The sequence below is a fragment of the Pseudomonas sp. SCPG-7 genome (genome assembly GCF_002156405.1).
Lineage (GTDB): Bacteria > Pseudomonadota > Gammaproteobacteria > Pseudomonadales > Pseudomonadaceae > Aquipseudomonas > Aquipseudomonas parakoreensis.
In genome coordinates, this window is the sequence record NZ_MVOO01000001.1 from 232781 (window position 1) to 253132 (window position 20352).

The 20352-nt window shown below is 54.7% G+C and carries 25 protein-coding genes and 1 pseudogene; 13 read left to right on the forward strand and 13 right to left on the reverse strand.

Features of this window, described 5'->3' with window-relative positions:
* Positions 1 to 158 precede the first annotated feature (158 nt).
* The 3 genes from B1722_RS01160 to B1722_RS01170 form a co-directional block, all read right to left on the reverse strand.
* On the reverse strand, positions 159 to 560 hold the full coding sequence (locus B1722_RS01160) for a cupin domain-containing protein (RefSeq protein ID WP_086790947.1): 402 nt from the start codon (positions 558 to 560) through the stop codon (positions 159 to 161).
* A 197-nt stretch (positions 561 to 757) separates the two neighbouring features.
* The gene (locus B1722_RS01165) at positions 758 to 1051 is read right to left on the reverse strand and encodes a putative quinol monooxygenase (protein ID WP_003225668.1); all 294 of its coding nucleotides are present in this window, start codon (positions 1049 to 1051) and stop codon (positions 758 to 760) included.
* Between the two features lie 123 nt (positions 1052 to 1174).
* On the reverse strand, positions 1175 to 2608 hold the full coding sequence (locus B1722_RS01170; RefSeq protein WP_086790948.1) for a PLP-dependent aminotransferase family protein: 1434 nt from the start codon (positions 2606 to 2608) through the stop codon (positions 1175 to 1177).
* A gap of 315 nt (positions 2609 to 2923) precedes the next feature.
* Here B1722_RS01170 and B1722_RS01175 point away from each other — a divergent pair, with 315 nt between their 5' ends.
* On the forward strand, positions 2924 to 3364 hold the full coding sequence (locus tag B1722_RS01175) for a carboxymuconolactone decarboxylase family protein (RefSeq protein WP_041062432.1): 441 nt from the start codon (positions 2924 to 2926) through the stop codon (positions 3362 to 3364).
* A 253-nt stretch (positions 3365 to 3617) separates the two neighbouring features.
* On the opposite strand, the gene B1722_RS01180 is transcribed toward B1722_RS01175, so the two are convergent.
* Complete coding sequence (locus tag B1722_RS01180; RefSeq protein WP_086790949.1) at positions 3618 to 3932, reverse strand: hypothetical protein; 315 nt, start codon at positions 3930 to 3932, stop codon at positions 3618 to 3620.
* Positions 3933 to 4139: 207 nt separating this feature from the next.
* Here B1722_RS01180 and B1722_RS01185 point away from each other — a divergent pair, with 207 nt between their 5' ends.
* The 3 genes from B1722_RS01185 to B1722_RS01195 are packed head-to-tail and all read left to right on the forward strand — an operon-like array spanning position 4140 to position 6323.
* Complete coding sequence (locus tag B1722_RS01185) at positions 4140 to 4805, forward strand: secretin and TonB N-terminal domain-containing protein (protein WP_371851360.1); 666 nt, start codon at positions 4140 to 4142, stop codon at positions 4803 to 4805.
* Positions 4802 to 5353, forward strand: coding sequence for an RNA polymerase sigma factor (locus B1722_RS01190; RefSeq protein ID WP_027613107.1), 552 nt, complete (start codon positions 4802 to 4804; stop codon positions 5351 to 5353). The genes B1722_RS01185 and B1722_RS01190 overlap by 4 nt, the downstream gene beginning before the upstream one ends.
* 31 nt (positions 5354 to 5384) lie before the next feature.
* Entirely contained in the window at positions 5385 to 6323 is a 939-nt protein-coding gene (locus B1722_RS01195; protein WP_086790951.1) for a FecR domain-containing protein, read from the forward strand.
* 293 nt (positions 6324 to 6616) lie between these two features.
* On the opposite strand, the gene B1722_RS01200 is transcribed toward B1722_RS01195, so the two are convergent.
* Together B1722_RS01200 and gspH are read right to left on the reverse strand one after the other, a co-directional pair.
* Entirely contained in the window at positions 6617 to 7225 is a 609-nt protein-coding gene (locus B1722_RS01200; protein ID WP_086790952.1) for a prepilin-type N-terminal cleavage/methylation domain-containing protein, read from the reverse strand.
* Positions 7222 to 7674: a type II secretion system minor pseudopilin GspH gene (gene gspH / locus B1722_RS01205; protein WP_086790953.1), complete on the reverse strand. Its 453-nt coding sequence runs from the start codon at positions 7672 to 7674 to the stop codon at positions 7222 to 7224. The genes B1722_RS01200 and gspH overlap by 4 nt, the downstream gene beginning before the upstream one ends.
* 133 nt (positions 7675 to 7807) lie before the next feature.
* Between gspH and B1722_RS01210 the strand changes: the two genes are divergently transcribed.
* On the forward strand, positions 7808 to 8239 hold the full coding sequence (locus B1722_RS01210) for a type II secretion system protein N (protein WP_086790954.1): 432 nt from the start codon (positions 7808 to 7810) through the stop codon (positions 8237 to 8239).
* A 250-nt stretch (positions 8240 to 8489) separates the two neighbouring features.
* On the opposite strand, the gene B1722_RS30005 is transcribed toward B1722_RS01210, so the two are convergent.
* A complete protein-coding gene (locus B1722_RS30005) occupies positions 8490 to 8762 on the reverse strand; it encodes a DUF3892 domain-containing protein (RefSeq protein WP_086790955.1) in 273 nt (90 codons plus the stop codon).
* Between the two features lie 378 nt (positions 8763 to 9140).
* Between B1722_RS30005 and B1722_RS01220 the strand changes: the two genes are divergently transcribed.
* A complete protein-coding gene (locus tag B1722_RS01220) occupies positions 9141 to 10697 on the forward strand; it encodes an ATP-dependent endonuclease (RefSeq protein ID WP_086790956.1) in 1557 nt (518 codons plus the stop codon).
* Between the two features lie 184 nt (positions 10698 to 10881).
* On the opposite strand, the gene B1722_RS01225 is transcribed toward B1722_RS01220, so the two are convergent.
* The 5 genes from B1722_RS01225 to B1722_RS29515 form a co-directional block, all read right to left on the reverse strand.
* A complete protein-coding gene (locus B1722_RS01225) occupies positions 10882 to 11250 on the reverse strand; it encodes a hypothetical protein (protein WP_083387108.1) in 369 nt (122 codons plus the stop codon).
* Between the two features lie 436 nt (positions 11251 to 11686).
* Positions 11687 to 12484 carry a hypothetical protein gene (locus tag B1722_RS01235; protein ID WP_086790958.1) on the reverse strand — a complete coding sequence of 266 codons (798 nt, stop codon included), beginning with the start codon at positions 12482 to 12484 and terminating at the stop codon, positions 11687 to 11689.
* 257 nt (positions 12485 to 12741) lie between these two features.
* Positions 12742 to 13533: a hypothetical protein gene (locus B1722_RS01240; protein WP_140395971.1), complete on the reverse strand. Its 792-nt coding sequence runs from the start codon at positions 13531 to 13533 to the stop codon at positions 12742 to 12744.
* A gap of 298 nt (positions 13534 to 13831) precedes the next feature.
* Positions 13832 to 14431 (reverse strand): hypothetical protein, encoded by a 600-nt coding sequence (locus B1722_RS01245; protein ID WP_086791512.1) that lies wholly within the window; start codon positions 14429 to 14431, stop codon positions 13832 to 13834.
* A gap of 67 nt (positions 14432 to 14498) precedes the next feature.
* Complete coding sequence (locus B1722_RS29515; protein WP_176393368.1) at positions 14499 to 14654, reverse strand: hypothetical protein; 156 nt, start codon at positions 14652 to 14654, stop codon at positions 14499 to 14501.
* A 167-nt stretch (positions 14655 to 14821) separates the two neighbouring features.
* Between B1722_RS29515 and B1722_RS01250 the strand changes: the two genes are divergently transcribed.
* The 6 genes and pseudogenes from B1722_RS01250 to B1722_RS01275 all read left to right on the forward strand — a co-directional run bounded on the left by B1722_RS01250 (position 14822) and on the right by B1722_RS01275 (position 19152).
* Positions 14822 to 15970, forward strand: coding sequence for a hypothetical protein (locus B1722_RS01250; RefSeq protein WP_086790960.1), 1149 nt, complete (start codon positions 14822 to 14824; stop codon positions 15968 to 15970).
* Positions 15967 to 16353: a hypothetical protein gene (locus B1722_RS01255; protein ID WP_045122058.1), complete on the forward strand. Its 387-nt coding sequence runs from the start codon at positions 15967 to 15969 to the stop codon at positions 16351 to 16353. The genes B1722_RS01250 and B1722_RS01255 overlap by 4 nt, the downstream gene beginning before the upstream one ends.
* 173 nt (positions 16354 to 16526) lie before the next feature.
* Positions 16527 to 16856: a hypothetical protein gene (locus B1722_RS01260; RefSeq protein ID WP_256578833.1), complete on the forward strand. Its 330-nt coding sequence runs from the start codon at positions 16527 to 16529 to the stop codon at positions 16854 to 16856.
* Between the two features lie 417 nt (positions 16857 to 17273).
* Positions 17274 to 17563 (forward strand): annotated as a pseudogene (locus B1722_RS29700) (hypothetical protein).
* A 90-nt stretch (positions 17564 to 17653) separates the two neighbouring features.
* Complete coding sequence (locus B1722_RS01270; protein ID WP_086790962.1) at positions 17654 to 18370, forward strand: hypothetical protein; 717 nt, start codon at positions 17654 to 17656, stop codon at positions 18368 to 18370.
* 425 nt (positions 18371 to 18795) lie between these two features.
* Entirely contained in the window at positions 18796 to 19152 is a 357-nt protein-coding gene (locus B1722_RS01275; protein ID WP_086790963.1) for a DUF6124 family protein, read from the forward strand.
* Positions 19153 to 19369: 217 nt separating this feature from the next.
* Here the strand turns inward: B1722_RS01275 and gspI are convergent, their stop codons facing one another.
* A complete protein-coding gene (gspI, locus tag B1722_RS01280) occupies positions 19370 to 19744 on the reverse strand; it encodes a type II secretion system minor pseudopilin GspI (RefSeq protein WP_086790964.1) in 375 nt (124 codons plus the stop codon).
* Positions 19745 to 19892: 148 nt separating this feature from the next.
* On the opposite strand from gspI, the gene gspG reads away from it, so the two are divergent.
* Positions 19893 to 20351, forward strand: a complete 459-nt coding sequence (gspG, locus tag B1722_RS01285; protein WP_086790965.1) for a type II secretion system major pseudopilin GspG — start codon at positions 19893 to 19895, stop codon at positions 20349 to 20351.
* Position 20352: the final 1 nt, after the last annotated feature.

Genomic DNA, 20352 nt, shown 5'->3' on the forward strand with positions numbered 1-20352 from the left:
ACTAAACCCGCCAACCTGTAAATAAGCTGACAATTTTTCCAGTTATGGCGATGCATTAGTTTTATTGGCTTTAAGGCAAATCGGTTAATTGCCTCGGGACATAAAAAGGCGCAAAACAGTGTTTTGCGCCTTTTTATTTATGGCTGTGCAAACAACCATCAGTTTTTCAAGGGGATCAGCACTTGTTCGTCCGGGGCCAACACCATGAACACCAGCAACTTCGCCGGTTTGCTGTTGCTGGCGTTTTTCGACACCAGATGTTCGGAGCCGGCCGGTTCGTACCAGAACTGGCCTTTCTTGTAGGTGATCGGCTGTTCGCCCTTGACCTGGGAAATCACTTCGCCTTCGAGCACGTAGGCCATGGCAGTGCCGTCGTGTTTGTGGGCAATCGAGGATTGGCCGGGTTTGTAGTCGACTTCAATCATCATGGCTTTCTTGCCGGGGGCGTTTTTCAGCATCTGGTCTTGCAGGACGGTGACTTTTTCCGACGGGTCATGGGCCAATGCTGCGGCGGACAGGGACAGGGCAAGAGCGGCGGTGAAGAGGTGCAGGGCTTTCATGTTCGATCACCAGTTGGGGAGGGGTGGTGACCACAGTAGTCTGCGGGGTGGGGCATGCAAACGGCCAATATTCGGGAAGATCGGGTGACCAATCAGTCGTTCGGCGGTGCAGCTGAATACGTCTTCGCGAGCAAGCTCGCTCCCACAGTTGAACGCATTCCAAATGTGGGAGCGAGCTTGCTCGCGAAGGCGTCCGGTCAGACGATGGGGAAGCTGTTGAAATCCACACTATTGGCCAGACGGCTATCGATCAGGTCAATAAACCCCTGCGCCTCGGGCCGGTTGAAGTGCGCCTGCATCGCCGCTTCCGACTGCCAGCGTGCGCTCACTGTCCAGCGTTGGCTGTCCTCGGGGCAGCGGTCGACCATATAGGCGTCGCAGCCCGGGGTCTGGCGCAAGGTGTCGACGATCTTCTGCAGCTGCCGGCCGAGCTCTTCCGAACGGCCGGCGGCGGCGCGCACCTGGACGGTGTTGATCACTTCGTTGGACATTGCTCACTCTCCTGAATCAGGCCGGACGAATCCTGCTCATTGAGGGATAACGCCCATGCAGAATAGGCCCGCCTCCGTTGATCACCAATAACCAATCGGCGGTTAATCGCGCAGACCAATCATTCACGCCACTTGTTGCAGAATGTCGCGCAGGCGATCCAGAGCGGTGTCGATGTCGAGGGTTTCGATGGCGCCGAAGCCGAAATACAGGCCGCTCCTCACCGGCTGTTGATAATAGAAAATGTCGATGGGATACAACCCGACCTCGACCTTTCTCGCCAACTCGATTACCAGCGCCAGGTCGACCGGCACCTTGCACAGCACTGCCATGTGGAACCCGGCACTGGGCGCTATCGCCTCCAGCCACGGCGACAGATCCGTGGCCATGCGCGCCAGAATCCGCTCGCGGCGCTGGGCGTAAATCGCGTGGCAGCGGCGGATGTGCTTGAGCAGGCAACCTTCGGCAATGAACTTGGCCAGCGCCCATTGCGGCAAGGTCGAAGCGTGCTGGTCAGTGAGCTTTTTCGCGCGGATCACCGCTTCGAGGATCGCCGGCGGCAGAATCGCGTAACCCAGGCGCAGCTCCGGCAACAGGGTCTTGGAGAAGGTCCCAACGTAGGCAACGATCCCGCGCTGGTCGAGGCTGAAAAGGGAGTCCGTAGGCCGGCCTTCATAGCGGAACTCGCTGTCATAGTCGTCCTCGATGATGATCGCGCCCAACTCATACGCCCGGGCGAGCAACGCCTCGCGGCGCGCCTGGCTCATCGGCATGCCCAGCGGGAACTGGTGCGACGGGGTGACGTAAATCAGCCGCGTACCCTCGGGAATCTGTTCGACCACAATGCCTTCGGCATCCACCGGAACTCCACTGACTGCGGCGCCGTGGCTGCCGAACAGCAGGCGGGCTGGCGGATACCCCGGGTCTTCCATCGCCACTCGGCTGCCGGGGCTGATCAGCACGCGGGTGATCAGATCCAGCGCCTGCTGCGCGCCGTTACACACCACGATGTCCTCGTCCCGACCGTTGATCCCGCGCGAAAACGCGATGTGCCGGGCAATCGCATTGCGCAGTGCCGGCAAGCCTTCGGGGACACTGTAGAAGCCTTTTGAACCTGCCATCTGGCGCATCGCATGCGAGACGCAACGGCGCCAGTCGTCATGCGGGAACTGGCCCTTGCTGGTGGCGCCGCCGATAAAATCGTAACGCAGCGAGCCTTCCAGCGTCGGGTGCTGCAGGAACATCGGCAGGTTGCGCCAGCGCTCGATCTGTTCGGCGCTGGCCAGTTCGGTGTGGCTTTGCTTGCGCTGAACCTGCGCCGGACGGGCGTTGACGTAGGTGCCTTTGCCGATGACGCCGGTGAGGAAGTTTTCGTAGGTCAGTTGCGCGTAGGTGTCGGAAATGGTCTTGCGCGAGATCCCCAGTTGCTCGGCCAGCAAGCGACTGGGCGGCAACTGCGTGCCGGCGGCCAGACGCCCGGACTCGATGGCGCCGCGCAGTTGGTTATACAACTGGCCGGCCAGGTCCTTGCGGCCATTGATCACGACGTGAAGTTCCATACCGACGCGGCTCCGGGGGGCGATTGGGGTGTCGGCCAGATTACCGCTGTTGCGTGATTGGCAGTAGTTGCGCAGCACAAAAACCCGAAATTGGTCACCATCCCTGTAGGAGCTGCCGCAGGCTGCGATCTTTTGACTTTGATTTTTTATAAGCAAAAGCAAGATCAAAAGATCGCAGCCTACGGCAGCTCCTACAGGGGAAATGTGTGGGGCCGGGATTTCAGTGGTGTGGCGGTTTTTCGTGGAATTGGGGCTGTAACGCCGGCGCATCAGCGCCTACCGTAAAACCACTATCCCGCATTCCGAGACCTGCCTATGTCCCCGCGTCTGGACTACTACAACGCATCGCCCAAGGCGATGAAAGCCATGCTCGCCATGGAAGCGCTGACCCGCGACCTGAGCATCGAGGCGCCACTGTTGCAACTGATCCGGATCCGCGCCTCGCAGCTCAACGGCTGCGCATTTTGCACCGACATGCATTCAGTGGATGCGCGGCGCGCCGGGGAGAGTGAACGGCGTTTGTATGCGATTGCGGTGTGGCGCGACAGCGGCTTCTTCAACCCCCGCGAGCGTGCCGCGCTGGCCTGGGCCGAGGCGGTGACGTTGTTGGCTGAAAGTCATGTGCCGGATGATGTTTACCAGTTGGCCAAAGCGCAATTCAGTGAAGCCGAACTGGTGGATCTGACCATGGCAGTGACCACGATCAACAGCTGGAATCGCCTGGCGGTAAGTTTCCGCCAGATCCCAAGCGACTGACGTACACATAACCTGTGGCGAGGGAGCTTGCTCCCGCTCGGCTGCGCAGCAGTCGCAAAACCTTTGCATGCGGTCTGTCAGTCAAAACCGGTTCGGCAGGTTTGGGGGCGCTGCGCACCCCAGCGGGAGCAAGCTCCCTCCCCACAAAGTTTGGTCTTCAGTTTGGTGGAAAGATCGCAGCCTTCGGCAGCTCCTATATTCGATCCCATGTAGGAGCTGCCGAAGGCTGCGATCTTTTGACTTTGATGTTTTCCTAATTCGGTGGGCGCTGTGGTTTGACTGACGTCCCGAAGGTATTCCCCATCCGCGTACTGGTCGCCGCCGGCGTCGCCAGCCCGACCTGATTCGGTGGCCGCTTGTTCACCGGCACATTCAGCGCTTCCTGATTCTTCTGCGCGGCGGCCGCACCCTCGGGATTGTTGCCCATCTGCTGACTCAGACAGTCGTAATTCGGCGCCTTGTAGCCACCCACCGTCACCTCCACACAACCCAACGGCTGTTCGGCGTGGGCGCTGGCGAAGGCGCTCAGCAGCAACCCGCCGAGGGCGATTTTCCACAGTGATTTCATGCAAGCCTCCTGGCCGGCCCGAAGCGGCCGTTGTCTGTTTGCAGTCTAGTGCAAGCCTTGGGCGAATCCCGTGATGGTTTTTTTGCACCGCCCGTCACACCAGATTCATAAACAGCCATCAGGATGACGGTTTTCAGGGGTACGTCAGCCGTGCAGCGAGGCAGTTCCAGGGACGGTCTTCAGCGTTCAGCGACTCTCGTGCGCCGGGTGAGTCTGGGGCTGCTGCTTGGCTGGTTCAGCGGTGCGGTGACCGCCGAACCGCTGCCGGCCGATATGCGCATGACGCTGCACATCCCGGCGCAGGATCTGGCCCGGGCGCTGGATCAGTACAGCCACGCCACGGGCGTTGCGGTGCTGGTCGACAGCCAGTTGAGTCGCGGCCGACGCTCATTGGCGGTCGATGGCGAATACACCGCTGCCGACGCCTTGCGCCGCTTGCTCGGCGGCAGCGGTCTGATGGCGCGTTATGCCCGCGACGACGCGTTCACCCTGCAAGTGGCGCAGGTCGAGGACGTGCCGTCGGCGTTGGACAAAACCACCCCGGCCAGTGCCGCTGTCAGTCGCAGCTACGCCACCGCGGTGCAAGCGGCGATCGAGCGCAACCTGTGCCGTTCGCCACTGACTCGTCCGGGCAGTTATCGCGCGGTGTTGCAGGTCTGGGTCGGGCGCGACGGCGTGGTGCAGCACAACCGGTTGGTCACTTCGACCGGTGATGTACGGCGCGATACCGCGCTGGTGGAGAGCTTTCGCAATCTCAGGATCGACCGGCCGACACCCAGCGCGTTGCGTCAGCCGGTCACGTTGCTGTTGTTACCGGAGTCGTCAGGGAAACGCATGGAATGCACCCAATGGGAAGGAGTTTCCGGGGGATGAAAGACACCGGACAAGGTTCGATGGTCCAACTGTTCCTGACGTCCTATGAGGACTTTCGGGTGCGCTTGCGCCGCCGTCTCGGCTCGGAAGATCTGGCCAACGACGTGTTGCACGAAACCTACCTGCGGGTCGACCGCATGGAAACGCCGCCGAACCTGCTGCGGCCCAACGCCTACCTCTATCGCATGGCCCTGAACATCGCCGCCGACCGCCGTCAGGCCGATGCGCGCCTGCTCACCGGCGAGGAAGTCGAAGAGCTGCTGCAGATCGGCGACGAGGCGCTGGACCCGGCGCGGGTGGTCGGTGGGCAGAAGGAAATCCAGTCGCTGCTCAGCGCCCTTTACGAGCTGCCCGCGCGGCGCCGCAGAATCTTCATCGCAGCGCGGCTGGAAGAGGCGCCGCACCTGGAAATCTCCCAGCGTTTTGGCATCTCCACGCGCATGGTCGAAAAGGAAATCAAAGCTGCATTGGGCTTCTGCGCCGCGAAACTGGAAAGAAAAGTGTTTCAGCGGTTCGGTCGCGGGGCCGGAAAACCGTCTTCTGAATAGTGCCCGATCATTTCGTTGAGAATCTGCGCGTTTGAACATCTTTCGACTGACACCTGCCGAGCCATCGGCGGCCGACAATCTGCACAGCGAAGCCCACGACTGGTTGGTCCTGCTGACCTCCGGCCGTGCCACCGTGGCCGACGCCCGCGCGTTACGCCAGTGGTGCGCGCAGAGCGCCGAACATGCCCAGGCTTTCGAGCAGGCCAAGGTGTTGTGGCACAACCTGCAGCCTGCCGCTGAAATGCTGCAATCGCCACGGCGCTTCGGTCGCCGGGCTTTTCTCGGTGGAGCGATTGCCGCATCGGCGGCGTTCCTGCTGGTACGCGGGACGATTCCCGGTGGTTTCGAAGGGCTCGGCGCCGATTACATCACCGAGGTCGGCCAGCAGAAGCGTTTTGAACCGGCCGATGGCGTGCGCCTGGAACTCAACACCCAGACCCGCATCAACCAGCGCGCCGGCGACGACGGTGTGCAGGGGTTCGAACTGGTCAGCGGCGAAGTCGAAGTGCAGACCGCACGCCTGCCATTGGCAATGCAGGCTGGAGGAGGGTGGTTGCGCGCCAGTCAGGCGCGGTTCAACCTGCGTAACACCGATCAGCAGGTGTGCGTGACGTGCCTCGATGGTTCGGTGGACGTCAATGTCGATGGCCGCAGCCTGCGCTTGCAGCCGGGTGAGCAACTGACCTACGACGCGCAGCAAGTAGGCGCAGTGCAAAGCGTCGACACCACCGCAGTGATGAACTGGCGCCAACAGGTACTGGTATTCAACGGCGCAACCCTCAGCCAGATGATCGACGAGATCAACCGCTACCGCCCCGGCATGTTGCTGCTGCTCAACCGCGAACTCGGCCAACGCCGCGTCCAGGCCCGCTTCAGCCTCGACCAACTCGCCGGCGTCGCCCTGCTGATCCGCGACGCCTACGGCGTCAAATGCACCGAACTGCCCGGCGGCGTCGTCGTCCTCAGCTAACCCCAATCCCTCCAACCCCACCACCCCCTGTGGGAGCTGGCTTGCCAGCGATGACGCCCTAACAGCCAACCCCCCTCCAACTGACCAAACCCAATCCAACTGTGGGAGCGAGCCTGCTCGCGAAGACGACCTCACAACCAACCAATCCCCAACTGACTGCCCCCAATCCCATGTAGGAGCTGCCGAAGGCTGCGATCTTTTGATCTTCAAAAATCAAAATCAAAAGATCGCAGCCTCCGGCAGCTCCTACAGAAATCTCCGTTATGCAGGGATATCGACATAACCCGCATGCTTCACTGCAAAGGCCCCATCACCTGCCGATACCGCTCCACCCCCTGCGCCGTCTCCCGCGTCAACCGAACCTCCAACCCCAACGGATCCTCCCGCCTATTCCCACTCAACTGCCGCCAACCCTTATCCAACTCCCAAACCCGCACCTGCACATCACTCACACCTTCCAACACCGCCACCCCAGCCCCCGGCGCCGGTAACGGATACCGACTGCGCGTCTCAGCCACCGCCCGATACAACGTATCCCCCTTGACCCACCAGCGCACCCGCTGCAAAGCCCCAGGCTGATCCGCCGCACGGCGAATAATGTCCAGCCGAAACCCCTTGCTGTCACTGCTGCGCACCGTCAGCGCAGGCGGCGCACTCGGCGGTTCATCATCCACGCCAATCTTCTTCGGCTCGGTCAATTCAACCCCAGCGCGCATCTCCACATCACGCTGCAACTGATTCAACGCCCGCAACAAACTGTCACTCTGCTCACTGCTCGCCTGCAAATGACTGTCCGCCCGCGTCACACTGTCCAGCCCGCGCCAGGCAATCAGACTGACCACCGCCATCAGCAGAATCGCGACCATCACCTCGATCAGGGTAAAGCCCCGTTGATCGTTCATTGCACACTGATCCTGCCACTGGCATCACGCAGCACACTCAGCCGATCGAGCCCATCAGACAGGGTCAATTGCAGCGGCGGATTGATCCACTCGGCGTTAAGCACCACCTTCTGCTTCGGCTCCACCCGCACCTCCAGCTTCGGGCTCTGCCAGGTGCGCGGCCGCAACTGCGGATCATCCTTGAAATGCTCAAACCCCCGACCACTGTCACTGCGCCGACTGAACCGAAACCCCTTGCCATCGCTCAGCCACACAATCGGCCGACCATCCGCCCGCGCCTCCGCCTGCGCCACCTGCAGCAACTGCGCCACACGCTCGGCGTCCTTGCGCAGCAACTGCAGCGGATCCGGCTTGATACTCAGGCTGATCGCCGCACTGGCAATCCCGATGATTACCAGCACCACCATCAGTTCGATCAGCGTAAAGCCCTGTTGCTTGCCCACATTCATCGGTTGCGTACTCCGTTGCGTCCTGCCCCGTCCAAAAAAAACATCCTGCACGGCCAACATGTAAGGCGTGTGAAATAAAACCGTGAGAATTGCCGCGTAGCCTGTCAGCAGGGACAAAAAGGAGATTCAGCCCATGATGCTCACCGCACGCATTTCCCCCCCGCAAACCGTCCAGGCCCTCGCACTGCTCGCCGCATTGGTCGGCGTCGCGACCTGGTCGTCGCTACTCCTGACCTCCGCCGAATCCCACACCCCACCAGCGCCACCGCAAATGCTCGCGGCGCGCAGTGACAGCCCGGCGTTGCAATGGTTTTCCAACCAGACGGCGCCGATGGACATCAAGGTGAGCGGGGTGATGGCGGGGAGTCGCGGGGCGGTGGCGATTTTGAGTTTGAACGATGGCCCGCCGAGGAGTTTTTTGCAGGGGGAGAGGGTGGGGCCTGGGGTGAAGTTGGTGGCGGTGGAGGGGGATGGGGTGGTGATTGAGCAGGGGGGGGAGAGGGTGCGGTTGGGGTTGGAGAGGTTGGGGGAAGGGGTGGTTTTGCCGAGCCTCGTGAGGCCCTGATTTGTTGGATCGGAGTCGTTATTTTTGCTATTTAGTTGAATGCCGGTTCAAGGGCCTCCAAAGGCAAGCAGCCGAGACGCAAGCGAGTGCATGTTGTCGCTCCCAAGCTGATACGGGTAGACGAAAATGTCCGCTATCGGCCATAAACGGACGCTCGCACGGAGGACCGCTTCCGGCCAAAAGCAGTCGTACAGAATACGATCACGTATTTAAATATTTTAGCGTGTCGCGCAACTATTGGACTAAACCATTAACAGACTCCTAGACTCAATAGGTTGTCAGTCCAGACGCTATCAGCATAAGTTCGTAAATAGGGTAATCCTTGAGAGGGGCGGACAACCCCCACGTTAGCCCGTCTCCCCGATGCGTCCATCACATAAAACGTATCGGTTTTTGCGTCAATTCTCTGCACTGCGTCTGCGGTTGTGAGATACCAAGGTACAGATGCGTTACCAATCTGAGTTATACGGTCATGAGATCGAGTTCCAGATAACGTGATACAGGTAATTTGACAATCCCCCAAGATAGCTCTCCTTTTACACGTGTTTTATTTTGGTGATGATAGCGAAATGACTGTAGTCGAATTTTTCTAGAAATCCAATTTCCTCCGTATCATTTCTTCGTGATCTGAGCACCACGTGGTCATGCAGGATTTCCTCAACAAACCGTCTGAATCGTCTCCAGCTCCTTAATCAGAGTGAGCAACAGTTTTTGGCCGTTTTCTGTACGTCGAGATAGGCAAAAAACGGCCAAAGTCGGGCTGGTCAGGGGCCGATTCTCAAGCTCAATCGATTAGTTTTTTGATCTGCCGAATCACTCTCTAGACAATCCACGCCGAAACCATTAGCGTAATCTTTAATGGCCAAACTGCCTGCCGAAAATTCCTTAGAAGAGTAGCCGCGTGAAATATCGTGAAAGCAAATTGGATAAAGAGCTTCGGCAATGGTTTGCCAATGACTACTCGAAGAGACTATTGCGAAAAATAACTATCGTCGAAGGTGCAATTCGCGGAATAAGCGCGTTAGACGTTAGTTTTGACTACCCTATAACTGCATTTGCAGGTGCGAATGGTTCAGGAAAATCTACCATTCTTGCCTTGGCTTGCTGTGCTTATCACAATAGTAAAAAAGGGTTTAAATTAGCGAAAAGAAAAAACAGCTACTACACATTCTCTGATTTTTTTTTGCAGCACACCAATGAGGTCCCGCCGCAAGGAATAGAGTTACATTATTTTTTTGCCTTGGATTTTCTTTCAAAAGATGAACGCACTCCTGACGGAAAGGGGATTGGGTATCAGAGCCGAAAGAAAAACAAAGGTGGAAAGTGGAATAACTATGACTCAAGAGTCCATAAAAATGTAGTTTTTTTAGGCATTGAAAGGATAGTTCCGCACGCTGAAAGAAGTCAGTCTAGATCTTACTCAAAGTCATTTAAAAATATTGCAGCCAAGGGTTGGGAGGAAAAGGTTAAAGATGCTGTAGGGTTTATTCTTGGAAAAAAATACGATGAGTATCTTCACTTAGAGCATGCTCGCTATAGTCTGCCAGTGGTAACGGTAGGCGACATAATCTATTCTGGATTTAATATGGGCGCTGGTGAAAATGCACTATTTGAAATTTTTTCCATAATATACTCTTGCCAAGGGAATACCCTTCTAGTTCTCGACGAAATCGAACTTGGATTGCACGCAAAAGCGCAGCGAAATTTCATGACCAAGCTTAAAGAAGTTTGCAAGGAAACTGGTACTCAAGTTATTTGCACAACTCATTCAAAGGAAATCTTTCAATGTTTACCCGACGACGCAAGATATTTCATAGAGTCGATAAGGGGCAAAACTAAACTAACTCCAGGAATCTCGCCTGATTTTGCCTTCTCAAAGCTTGGAGCAAAAGAAAATCAAGAGCTAGATGTGTTTGTAGAGGATGAGGTAGCGCGCACGCTTGTTCAGGCATGTCTGCCATCTCATGTTCGTTCCCGACTTAAAATATCTGTAATTGGATCAGCTACCGCAATAGCAAAACAACTCGCTGCACTTAATGTGCGTGGAGAGGAAAGGCCAACAATCGCGATATTTGATGGGGATCAAAGAAAGCTCCAATCAGATAATCTGAATCATGCTCGAAAGATGGCGGAAAACCCTAGCAAAGAGTTTGCGGAGTGGTTTTCTAGCAGGATTGAATATTTGCCAGGAAGCACATGGCCAGAAGCGTGGATAATTCAAAAATGCATGGAGGTTCCTGCATTTGTCTCTACCGCCCTAGACTTAGAAGAGGACCGGGTTCTAGAAGTTCTTGAGTACGGCCTGCAGGCGGGAAAGCATGATGAATTTTTTGAGATAGCATCTCATATAGGCTTAGATAAAGAGCAGGTACTGCAACAAATGTGCCGCGTTATTTCAAAAGGATTCAGCGACGATTTGATGCCGCTGAGAAAGCTAATTGAGTCACGACTGGACTAACTAGGTCATCCCGTTCTTACTTATAGCTGGATTGGTAAAGGTTTAGTAGTGACTGCTTTTAGCCGAAAGTAGCCGTTCACGAAGCGACCGCTTTCGGCCAAAAGCAGTCGTTAACGGGAGACAGCTATAGACCCACAGCAGTAATCTGAACCGCATTGATCTAAAGCAATGCCTCCTGCCCATTCTAAAATCGTGATGGCAGTTCATTTCCGGCCTGGGCATCCGAAAAGACCTCATCTGGATCTGCCTGACACCAATATCTGAAAAGTAGGCGAGGCTCGATATTTCCGAAATATTGATCCACGATGCTCTCGGGGCGCACGACCAATTTAGGTTCTGGCCATTGCTGGGCTAAAACACCTAATGGTTTGCCAGATGAATAAACAACCCAAGTGGCCTTGCCTCCACTGATACGAGGTAGGTAGTCCATATCTTGTATCACTTCGATCAAGGTGCGCAGTGTTGCTGATTGATCGAGTGTGATCGATATTGCATGACTTTCCAGATCATCTCCCGCATGAACGCTATCTCGATCAATGGCAACTACCAACATGACTGCTCCTTTTAGTGGTGTGCTTTCACCAGATCGATCAGCGTAGAGACATCAGCGGCTAGCTGTCGAGTGCGCTTCTAGCCGAAACCTGCCGTACCAGGCTACCGCTTTCGGCCAATAGCTGACGTTCGCCCTAGAGCTATTTTTAACGAAATTTTATTGTTACACCGATTCACCGTCGATTCGCACTGTGGCCTTTCCAGCGTCATCGTACGGAATGCTCACCTCAACCACCTTCCCCGTTTCCGTAGCGACTTTGATTACTAATCGATGAGGTGGTGCGGCGAAGTCATCGGTAAAGAGGACATGTACAGCCTCCTTGCACGAATCGCCTTTCGCTACTGGCCAATACGCGGACCCATCTACTGCCGGTAAATACACATCAATGTTGGACATTATATTTTTCCTAATTAATGGATGCGCAATCTATCGTAGCTCATAACGCCCAGTCCGCCAGTTGTTCAGCATTAAGAATCAAATTATCCACGATAGGTATGAGAATCTTGTCTCCCGCCACAATTGTGAAGCTAAATCGATATTCCTTCTCTGCAAAGAAAGAGGGGGGTTTTACAAACGCCATATCCCAGATTTTGCGCATGAACTGATCTGCTGTGAACAGGCTGGTATCTGAAATATGAATCTCACGACCAATGTAAGACACTAGTTCATGCCGACAGTGAACCGACAGGTTCGCTAGTGGGATGCATGGATCAACTATGTGATTACCTGAATCACGCCCGGAGGTAATGCGGTCCCGTAGCAGGACTGAAAGCGCTACTCCTAAGTTATGCGCTTTTGTTGCAGTCATATACCAACAGTCATCGTAGTCGGGAAATAATCCTACAGCGTCTCGCATCTTCCTAACTTGGGACATGCAAAAAATGAATCCGTTTAGCGCTTCTCGATGAACGCTTGCACTGGAATTTCGTACTCTGATGATATGTTCGTTGCCGCCGACCATCTCAAGATTATGAATAGCTGCGCTCATCGCTCCCGGAATCCTCGGGTGATGCTCATCGTCACCTAAGCCGATTGCTCCTTGAAACATGAGACTGAACCAGGGCCTTTCAATCTCAACGATTCCGTCAAACTTCAGTAAAAAAGAGTACTTGCCTTCACCGCTATCGACAATCTGAGCACTTTCGATTTTTCTATACTCATACAGAGTGCCCAGCTTTATCGTTTTTCTAGTTTTCAGGTTGTCCTTTATAAAACAGTTCTTTGCGAGAAGCATTTCTATTCCTTTTTTATTCGAGAGAGGGGGGGGGCGAGCACCTACCCCCACATCCATCCTGCGAGGGCTCTTTGATATCATAAGATTCAGCTATGTTCGCAGTATGTCTATAGAAACTGCTTTTATTGACGCCGGCGTCAGTCTCTTCCATGGGACGTCTACTGCCCCTTCACGACCGACCGCTTCTGGCCGGAAGCTGACGGCCCGATCAGACCGCTATCGGTACTCAGCAGCCTAGAGGGTAAGCCGAGGGCTATTCACTTTTGCTTCTTCTGGACGATTGGGACACAGATGGCAGTGCCGTATTTCTGACCACGTAGGCGTGACAGAAAGCTAGGGTCACTCTTTCTAAACTCGGCAAGCCCAAGCTCAGCCATTGCGTCACAGTGTTTAAGCATCTGGTTGACAAATATCTCTGGTTTATCGCTTGAGGCGTAAATCAGCGTCATGTTGCCGGGCAACATGTGTTCGCCGTAGTAGGGGATCTTTCGAGCATTGATGTCGGGGAGTAGCCCTAGCTCACTATCAACAATCACGCCCACTCGCTTTGAGCTCAAAGCTGGAACGGTGGTGAGACGGGATATATTCAAATGCCATCCGAGAGGTTCTGGATTCACAATGGGGCCAGGATCCAAAATCAAATAGGCGGCAACTGGTTGTGACTGCACATCCGCTGACAGAGAATCTAACGATTGGCTAATTGCGCTGCTTGCACACACGCTAACTCTGCATCCTTGCGTACGCTTGGGCCTTTCGATTGTGTTGGTATCAACCGCAATTAAGTAATCGAACTGTTTCTTGAGCTGGTCTAGATGACTTTCGTTCAATGCCGAAAAACTCATAACCGGCGTTGAGTAGATCACTTTATCCTTACCATTCTGTTTCTGGTAAGATATTTCGCTACGTAGTGTACTAGGGTCTAATTCTGCAATATTGGGAATACCAGTTATAGGGTCAACGTGGAATTTTAGCGATTCAACTAGTTCAGTAGTGTGGCCAGTTACAAAGTGATCCCGTGGGATCTTATCTTCATCTTTCTTGCTTGGCATCCGTATCACCCTTCAACCTGAGAGCCTCGTGCCGGCTTCACCCACTCTAGCAGACTAGACATCATAGTAGGCCTCGCTTCACTTGCTGGAGCGCTATGTACGGGGATCAGTTGCTAGCTCCTCTAGGTTGGAATCCATCGGGGCATGCATGCAATGCTCTAGTGAATCATCCTTGGCTTGATAGATACCGTTGAGTGGCAGCTTCTGGCCGATTTCTGCCTGTCGCGAAGGGCTGCAACCCCCCCATAGCTGATCTGGCAGTAGGCCGCTGTCGCCAGAAGCTTTACGCTTTTTGGGCTTATGCTTCGCCCGCTGAACTTGGCTTAAGGATGGTTTCGCCCGGGCCGCCTGACCCTGGGAATTGTAGACCGATGCTGCTAATGGAGTTAATCACCGAATAGACAAGGCTTGCCACTTCTGCGCGGACTTGCTGAAGATAAGCGACATCAATGCTCGTTTCGAAAATCCTCTGTTTGCGATCAACAAACAATGGTAGAGATTTACCGTTAGCGTCCGGTACCTGCCAAGCACCATGGCATAGTACGTTCCGCAACTGGGCAGCTTGTCGCAAGTCCTCTACCAGTTGCTCAAGATTGCTGGCAGGTAGTTTATGGTAGTTACGCAGGGCGCTACCGTACGCATCAATGAGCCCTCCTAGAGGGTCTGACAACGCCCGTTCAAGCTGGCCCAGCCAATTGCTGTATGCCTGCTCTAGCTCAACCTGAGCATACTTGCGCGTCGCGGTAAGGGCAAAAATTGCGCGGCCCAATACTTGCTCCAGAAAACCGTAAGTTGCAACAGTGCGACCCAGCTGCTCCCAGAACTCGCCCGAATGTCGATGGGTGGGATAGTCGGTTGGCAGTTGCTCTTGGTCAATATGATAAAAATACTTGCTCACCACTTACCCCCCAAGCCCATAGGCCAAAACGTTAAAAAGTAGTAGCGCTAACAAATCTCAACACACTCTAGACCCAAAGCTGGCGGTCGTAAAAGGCAACAATTGGCCAGAAGGTGTCGCTCTCAAATGTCCGCTTCTGGCCGAAAGCAGCCAACGGGTGTGAAAAATAGATCAACGCACGCAATTCATCTGGTAACGCTACGAGATGGCCATCTGCTGCCATACAACCATTTCCCCTCACCGGTTATCCTGCGCACCCCGCGAATGACAGGAATCAGCAGCTAGGACGTAGCATTTTAGGCTTTGTCCTACAGCCTGCACTTGGGCTTTCCGATAGCGTTCGGCTGTCAGAACCTCAAGTCAGTATTCCCGAAATGACAAGGATGATGCATGAGTGAATATGGAAACGTACCAAAGCCCGCGCTACCTAACCCACCTAGAAATAAGGTCTATCGCGGCGTAGAACCGACCGACCTGCACGCCAAGTATTGGGCGGAATACCCTGAGGAACCGGCGGAGAAACCGGCTGCTGCGAAGGCACCAGCGGAACCCGGTTTCTACATCGTTCAGCAAGTCATGCCACGCTCTGCGCTAGAAGCTGCGCTGTTCGATAAGCCGGATGGGGCGACGCTTGAGAGGTTCACGCGCCTCAACCCTCACGTCACCGGTTATGCCAAGCCCGGTCAACTTATCGTGTTGAGTGATCCGAACAATCCGCAGTGCACGCGTGAGGAGGCGTTGCTCATGGAAGCCGCTCAGAAGGTGGATGCGGCACTCAAACCCATGAGCGACGAAGAGGCCAGCTTCATGGTTCGCTATCGGAGCGAGATTGAATCCATTCTTTCGCAAGGTTCAACATCAATCGGTGTGGGTGAATCGATTTTCGCCAAGAACTTGGAGGACGTGAAAACCTCGCTGAAGGAAATCGAAGCGTTGCACCAGAAAAGTTTTCAGCGTGACGGTCACTTGCGTAGTTCAGAGTTCTTTGCAGAACGTGCACGTTTGTTTGCCAAGCTCGATAGACAGCTCACCGGTTTAACCAGAAAGGGCATCGGCTTCCCTGATCATCCGAGCCTGAAATCAGCTCTCGGCATATCCAGCAAAAGTCTGGTGCATCACTGGAGTCTGGCGGGAGCTCCGGGGCAGATTCCTGGCTACGCCACTCATACGGAAGGTGTCGCCAGAGCAGCCAAAGTGGTCAAGTACGGTGGCTGGATTGGTACAGCCGTAGGGGGCGGAGCTTCTTATATGAAGGTTCAAGAAGTCTGTGCGGCAGGCAATAAAGATGCCTGTGAAAAGATCAAATATACCGAAGGTGGTAACTTCGTCGGAGGAGTGGCCGGCGGTGCTGCTACCGGTGCGTTTTTGACTGGCTCCACGGCGGGGGTTATCTGTGTTGGCTTGGGTGTTCCTACAGGTGGTATGGCAACCTTGGCATGTGGCGTCATCGTCGTAGCTGCAGGTTCATACGCTGGTGGGGCGCTTGGTGGGGCTACAGGCGAATGGGCTGGTGAGAAGATCTATGAGGTAAGTAAATGAGTTTGAACGTCGTTGATAAGGTACTTCTATCCATTGCCGTCGTTGATCTGGCAGGGCTTATTCTTTGGATCGGAGTCTGTTTGCACCTGGCCTATACGAAGATGGATTTGATGTTGGAGCACCTAAAGAATTGCTCAGCCATCATGACGCGCGCTCCACTTCGACACGGTGGACCTTGGGGAAAGCTTCTGCTCGTGGGTGGTATATCGGGCATCGTCACCTTCCCCAGGTTTTACTTGAAAAGGGGCGAGCTAAGCTCCGAAGATTTGGCCAGTTTCCCACCCCATCTCAAGCGTAAGTTAGTAGTGCTGCAATGGAGCGTTATTTGCCTGTTGTTGGTCATGATCAGCTTCGGAATAGCTGTTAAATCAGGTTTCGTTTAGCGCCTCTGAACTGCGCGGGTCGCGCCTAGGCACAATGAAGTCTCGATAAGTGCTGATGTTTAAACAGACGGGTGTCAGGTGAGCCGACTGGCGGAAGGATTTTATGAGGTCACTATATGAATACCGCTGAACTAGGAGTCGGGGGGGGGGGGTGTGGCCTAGTGATTATCTCAATGCTCATCTGGATCGTGATTGCGCTCCACATTGCGCACATCAAGACGGACGTGATCCTTGAACACCTCAAAAACAGCTCTGCCGGCACTAGGTTAGCTGCGTTGAAGCACGGTGGTGCGTGGGGCAGATTGCTTTTGGTAGGTGGCGCCTCTGGTCTCGTTACGTTTGCGAATTTCTACATCAGGCGCGGCACGCTTAACATCGAGGATGTAGCAAGCTTTCCGGCCTCACTAAGGCAGAAACTTGTATGGATGCAATGGAGCGCAATTGTGCTGCTTTCTGCGATGACTGTGCTGGTTGCAGTGGGTAAATCAGGAATACTCAAGTGACCTGATAATAAGGTTGCTCGATAAATAAGCGATCGATCGGTCACAGGGGACGAATCCATTCTTTGAGAAGGGATCCGACCCAGAGTAATTTCGATTACAGAGGCTGCCAATCTGCAGCTAGTCTCCAGGCTTATGCTTGTGAATAGGCAACGTCGGGTGTTTTTTATCGTTGGGTGGGTTCACATGCCGTCTGCGATCTTCCTTGCCGTCTTCGCGTTTTGGCTTGGGACCTGGCTTGATGTCAGTAAACATACTCACTCCTGTAAAGATCGGTGATGAGAAGCATTGAAAAAGTAGCACATGGCCAGTCAGTTGGCTCATTACGCTGACATTGCTACCACCGTTCAGATTAAGTACCGAACCGGTCAGACACATCAAAGCCAAAACCCATCACCTTCAACCTCCGGTTCCGCAGGAATGAAAAAGCTTTTAATCGCGGCGATCCTCCGCCGTGATGGTCATGCTCTACGTCGGCTACTACGATGCCCTCGAGGGCGGAGACATCGAGACAATTGTTTTCATCAAGAAGCACTCCACGCTCCATATAAAGTTTTTACAACATCCACGCAAACGATGGGGAGATTAGGAAGGTAGAGCGCCTGACACCAGAGGAGCGGGCGTGGATTATTGATTACTGCAGGTACCGGTTAGGTATCGACACGGCACTGAAAACCCAGGATGACGTCCAGATATGCTCGAAGAAATAGCACTGTCTAATTGGCCGTGTAAGCCTTGTTGTCGCTGATACCCTGATTCCCGACATCTACCTTTGAGCCGCCAAATAGCCAGGAGTTGAGATGGATATCAAAGAGTTTTGCGCCGCTCACCGATTTGATCTGAGCAAAAGTGGAGTCGCGTTGGGCGGCGGTGATTTCGGAATGACGGATCTGAAAACTTCGCCAATTGAATTTTTGACTTTGGCAGAAGAGGATTTTGAACGGGGTGGATTGGCAGCTCTTGTCAATGCAACGACTAATGTGAAACGCGCCATTGTCGGGCAGCTTGACCAATTGCTGATCTCTTTTGGCTATCAATCACTTAGGTGGAACGTGCCGAAGAAGATCGAGCGAGTAAGGGCGCTTGGGTTATTGGCTCCCAGTCTTTTGCGTAAAGTGGTCGACATGCGAAATTTTCTTGAGCACGAGTACGCCACACCTGAGCTCAAAAACGTTGAGGAGGCATTGGATATCGCGAGTCTATTTGTGATGTCTGCTTCAGCGATGTTCATTCCGTTCGATGATGTCTTGGAGTTTTCACGACCTGGGCCCCCAGTGGCGGATAGCTCTGTCACACATCTCACCGCGGGATTGAGTCGGGAGGAGTCAGGCAGGGTTTTTTACACTGTTTACGCGTATGAGCCTGGCGAGTACGCGGGACATTGTGTTGGTCAATGCCAGATTCAATCAGGGCATGTCCTGTTTGAAGCAATGGTGAAGCTTTCCGCATCGCTGATGCTTCGATACAAAGTAGACCAAGCACTCAGTGATTTCGAAGCTGCCTATGCTCGGTTATGAGTGCTCGTCATTTTTGTACTGGGGGATAGGGCCTGGTCCAGTAAAAGGGGAGCGGCGCAGCAAGGCCCCAATAAACGCCAGTGTTTAAAAAGACATCTCCAGACACTCTCTCAGGCTACATATCCTTGCGCCTTTGCCTACAGCTACGCCAGAATCCGCCGGCTTGTGCGCCTTGGGGGCGGGTTCTATTGTGGTTCGGTCGCTGACGAATCAGCGATCGGATTTGACCGTCCGCCCAATATCAAGGCGCGCCAGCGTTCTGCACGTGTTCAGGCATTGTCTGAAATCATGTCGCGGTGGCTGTGCGTGGGACACCTTCGGGTGTGCCGGATTCCTTGATGTCCGGTCGGTCAACCCGCGTACAGCTGCCACCCTGTTTGTTTGACCGCGAACGGTGGCGGCTCCAGTCATCAAGGAGCTTCACCATGATCAAACCAACACCCAACCCACCCGAAACCGCCTCGGTTTCCCCCTACGAATCCATCGATTCAAAAAAGCTCCACGAAGCCGCCGACCGCGCGCTCGACCATTACCTCTGTCCGCCCGGTGCCACGCCGCCGCGTAAAACGCGAGGGATGTATGCCGTGACGGCGGACAACAAAACCGAAGAGCTGCTGGTGGATGCCAGTGAAACACTCGCTTCGGCCAAAAATATTGCGCAGAACGTTGCCAGTCTGGTGCCGGTGTCGCAGCGGCACGCGCTGGCGGGGATTGCGCAGTTGATCATGCTCGGGGAGTTGGCGGTGAATCGGGCGTTGGATAATTTGCAGTTGCCAGGGTGATGTAGGTGTCGGGGACACTTGGTGATTGATCGGGTGTTCATTCTGGCGCCTTCGCGAGCAAGCTCGCTCCCACAGGGTTTTAGGTTGATTGCGGATGTCGTGTGGGGCATGCGTTGTTTTGTTGCCTGAGATGTTTGTGTAGGAGCTGTCAGAGGCTGCGATCTTTTGATTTTGATTTTAAAGAACAAGATCAAAAGATCGCAGCCTTCGGCAGCTCCTACAGGGGGCGATTCAGTATGGTTTCCAGGCGGGCTAGGGGCGGGGCGTCTTGGTTGCGGTCGTAGACTTGGATGGCGATTTTGAGTAGTCGGCCATTTTCAGCCGTTGCGATGGCTTGTTCGCAGCGCAATAGCAGGCGTCCCTGATCACAATCAACCGCTTTCACACCGGTCGGCAATCGACCTTCCAGTTGCAGCTCTGCCATGCGTGTTTGCGCCGCAATCATGGCAATTGAGCGATCCCGCAGAACTCCGCTGCTTTGGGTCATCAGCCCGGCCACGCGCACGGCCGCCGACATCGCCACAGCAATGATCGCCAGCGCCACCAGCACTTCAATCAAGGTGAAACCCGCTTCTCGGGAACACGCGCGCATATAAGGCCCAAAACCAAAACACAGCCCTCGACCCTAACCCGCGTCCTTGACGGCTTGACGACGAAAACTCCCGAGGATTTTCAACATCCCTGACATATCTTCTTGCAACACTGCGCGTCGAATCGAATCAAGCCAAGGGAATGTCGAGATGGATATCGCGCAGTTCAAACAGCCCGGACGACCGAGCCGGATGCCCCGCGGGCAGCAGGGTTTCACCCTGATCGAGATCATGGTGGTGGTGGTGATTCTCGGGATTCTGGCGGCGATGGTGGTGCCCAAGGTGCTCGATCGGCCGGATCAGGCGCGGGCCACGGCGGCCAGGCAGGACATTGGCGGTTTGATGCAGGCGCTGAAGTTGTATCGCCTCGATCACGGTACTTATCCGAGCATGACTCAGGGTTTGAAAGTGCTGGTGGAGCGGCCGGCGGATGCGAAGAACAGCAACTGGCGTTCGTACCTGGAGCGTTTGCCGAATGACCCGTGGGGTCGTCCTTATCAGTACCTTAACCCTGGCGCCAACGGCGAGATCGATATCTTTTCCCTCGGTGCCGACGGTCAGCCTGACGGCGACGGCGTGAATGCCGATATCGGTTCCTGGCAGCTGTAAG

Coding starts and splice junctions, on each gene's coding strand:
- B1722_RS01160 (WP_086790947.1), bottom strand. CDS start 560: ATGAAAGCCCTGCACCTCTTCACCGCCGCTCTTGCCCTGTCCCTGTCC.
- B1722_RS01165 (WP_003225668.1), bottom strand. CDS start 1,051: ATGTCCAACGAAGTGATCAACACCGTCCAGGTGCGCGCCGCCGCCGGC.
- B1722_RS01170 (WP_086790948.1), bottom strand. CDS start 2,608: ATGGAACTTCACGTCGTGATCAATGGCCGCAAGGACCTGGCCGGCCAG.
- B1722_RS01175 (WP_041062432.1), top strand. CDS start 2,924: ATGTCCCCGCGTCTGGACTACTACAACGCATCGCCCAAGGCGATGAAA.
- B1722_RS01180 (WP_086790949.1), bottom strand. CDS start 3,932: ATGAAATCACTGTGGAAAATCGCCCTCGGCGGGTTGCTGCTGAGCGCC.
- B1722_RS01190 (WP_027613107.1), top strand. CDS start 4,802: ATGAAAGACACCGGACAAGGTTCGATGGTCCAACTGTTCCTGACGTCC.
- B1722_RS01200 (WP_086790952.1), bottom strand. CDS start 7,225: ATGAACGATCAACGGGGCTTTACCCTGATCGAGGTGATGGTCGCGATT.
- gspH (WP_086790953.1), bottom strand. CDS start 7,674: ATGAATGTGGGCAAGCAACAGGGCTTTACGCTGATCGAACTGATGGTG.
- B1722_RS01210 (WP_086790954.1), top strand. CDS start 7,808: ATGATGCTCACCGCACGCATTTCCCCCCCGCAAACCGTCCAGGCCCTC.
- B1722_RS01225 (WP_083387108.1), bottom strand. CDS start 11,250: ATGTTGGTAGTTGCCATTGATCGAGATAGCGTTCATGCGGGAGATGAT.
- B1722_RS01235 (WP_086790958.1), bottom strand. CDS start 12,484: ATGCTTCTCGCAAAGAACTGTTTTATAAAGGACAACCTGAAAACTAGA.
- B1722_RS01240 (WP_140395971.1), bottom strand. CDS start 13,533: ATGCCAAGCAAGAAAGATGAAGATAAGATCCCACGGGATCACTTTGTA.
- B1722_RS29515 (WP_176393368.1), bottom strand. CDS start 14,654: ATGGCAGCAGATGGCCATCTCGTAGCGTTACCAGATGAATTGCGTGCG.
- B1722_RS01250 (WP_086790960.1), top strand. CDS start 14,822: ATGAGTGAATATGGAAACGTACCAAAGCCCGCGCTACCTAACCCACCT.
- B1722_RS01255 (WP_045122058.1), top strand. CDS start 15,967: ATGAGTTTGAACGTCGTTGATAAGGTACTTCTATCCATTGCCGTCGTT.
- B1722_RS01260 (WP_256578833.1), top strand. CDS start 16,527: ATGCTCATCTGGATCGTGATTGCGCTCCACATTGCGCACATCAAGACG.
- B1722_RS01270 (WP_086790962.1), top strand. CDS start 17,654: ATGGATATCAAAGAGTTTTGCGCCGCTCACCGATTTGATCTGAGCAAA.
- B1722_RS01275 (WP_086790963.1), top strand. CDS start 18,796: ATGATCAAACCAACACCCAACCCACCCGAAACCGCCTCGGTTTCCCCC.
- gspI (WP_086790964.1), bottom strand. CDS start 19,744: ATGCGCGCGTGTTCCCGAGAAGCGGGTTTCACCTTGATTGAAGTGCTG.
- gspG (WP_086790965.1), top strand. CDS start 19,893: ATGGATATCGCGCAGTTCAAACAGCCCGGACGACCGAGCCGGATGCCC.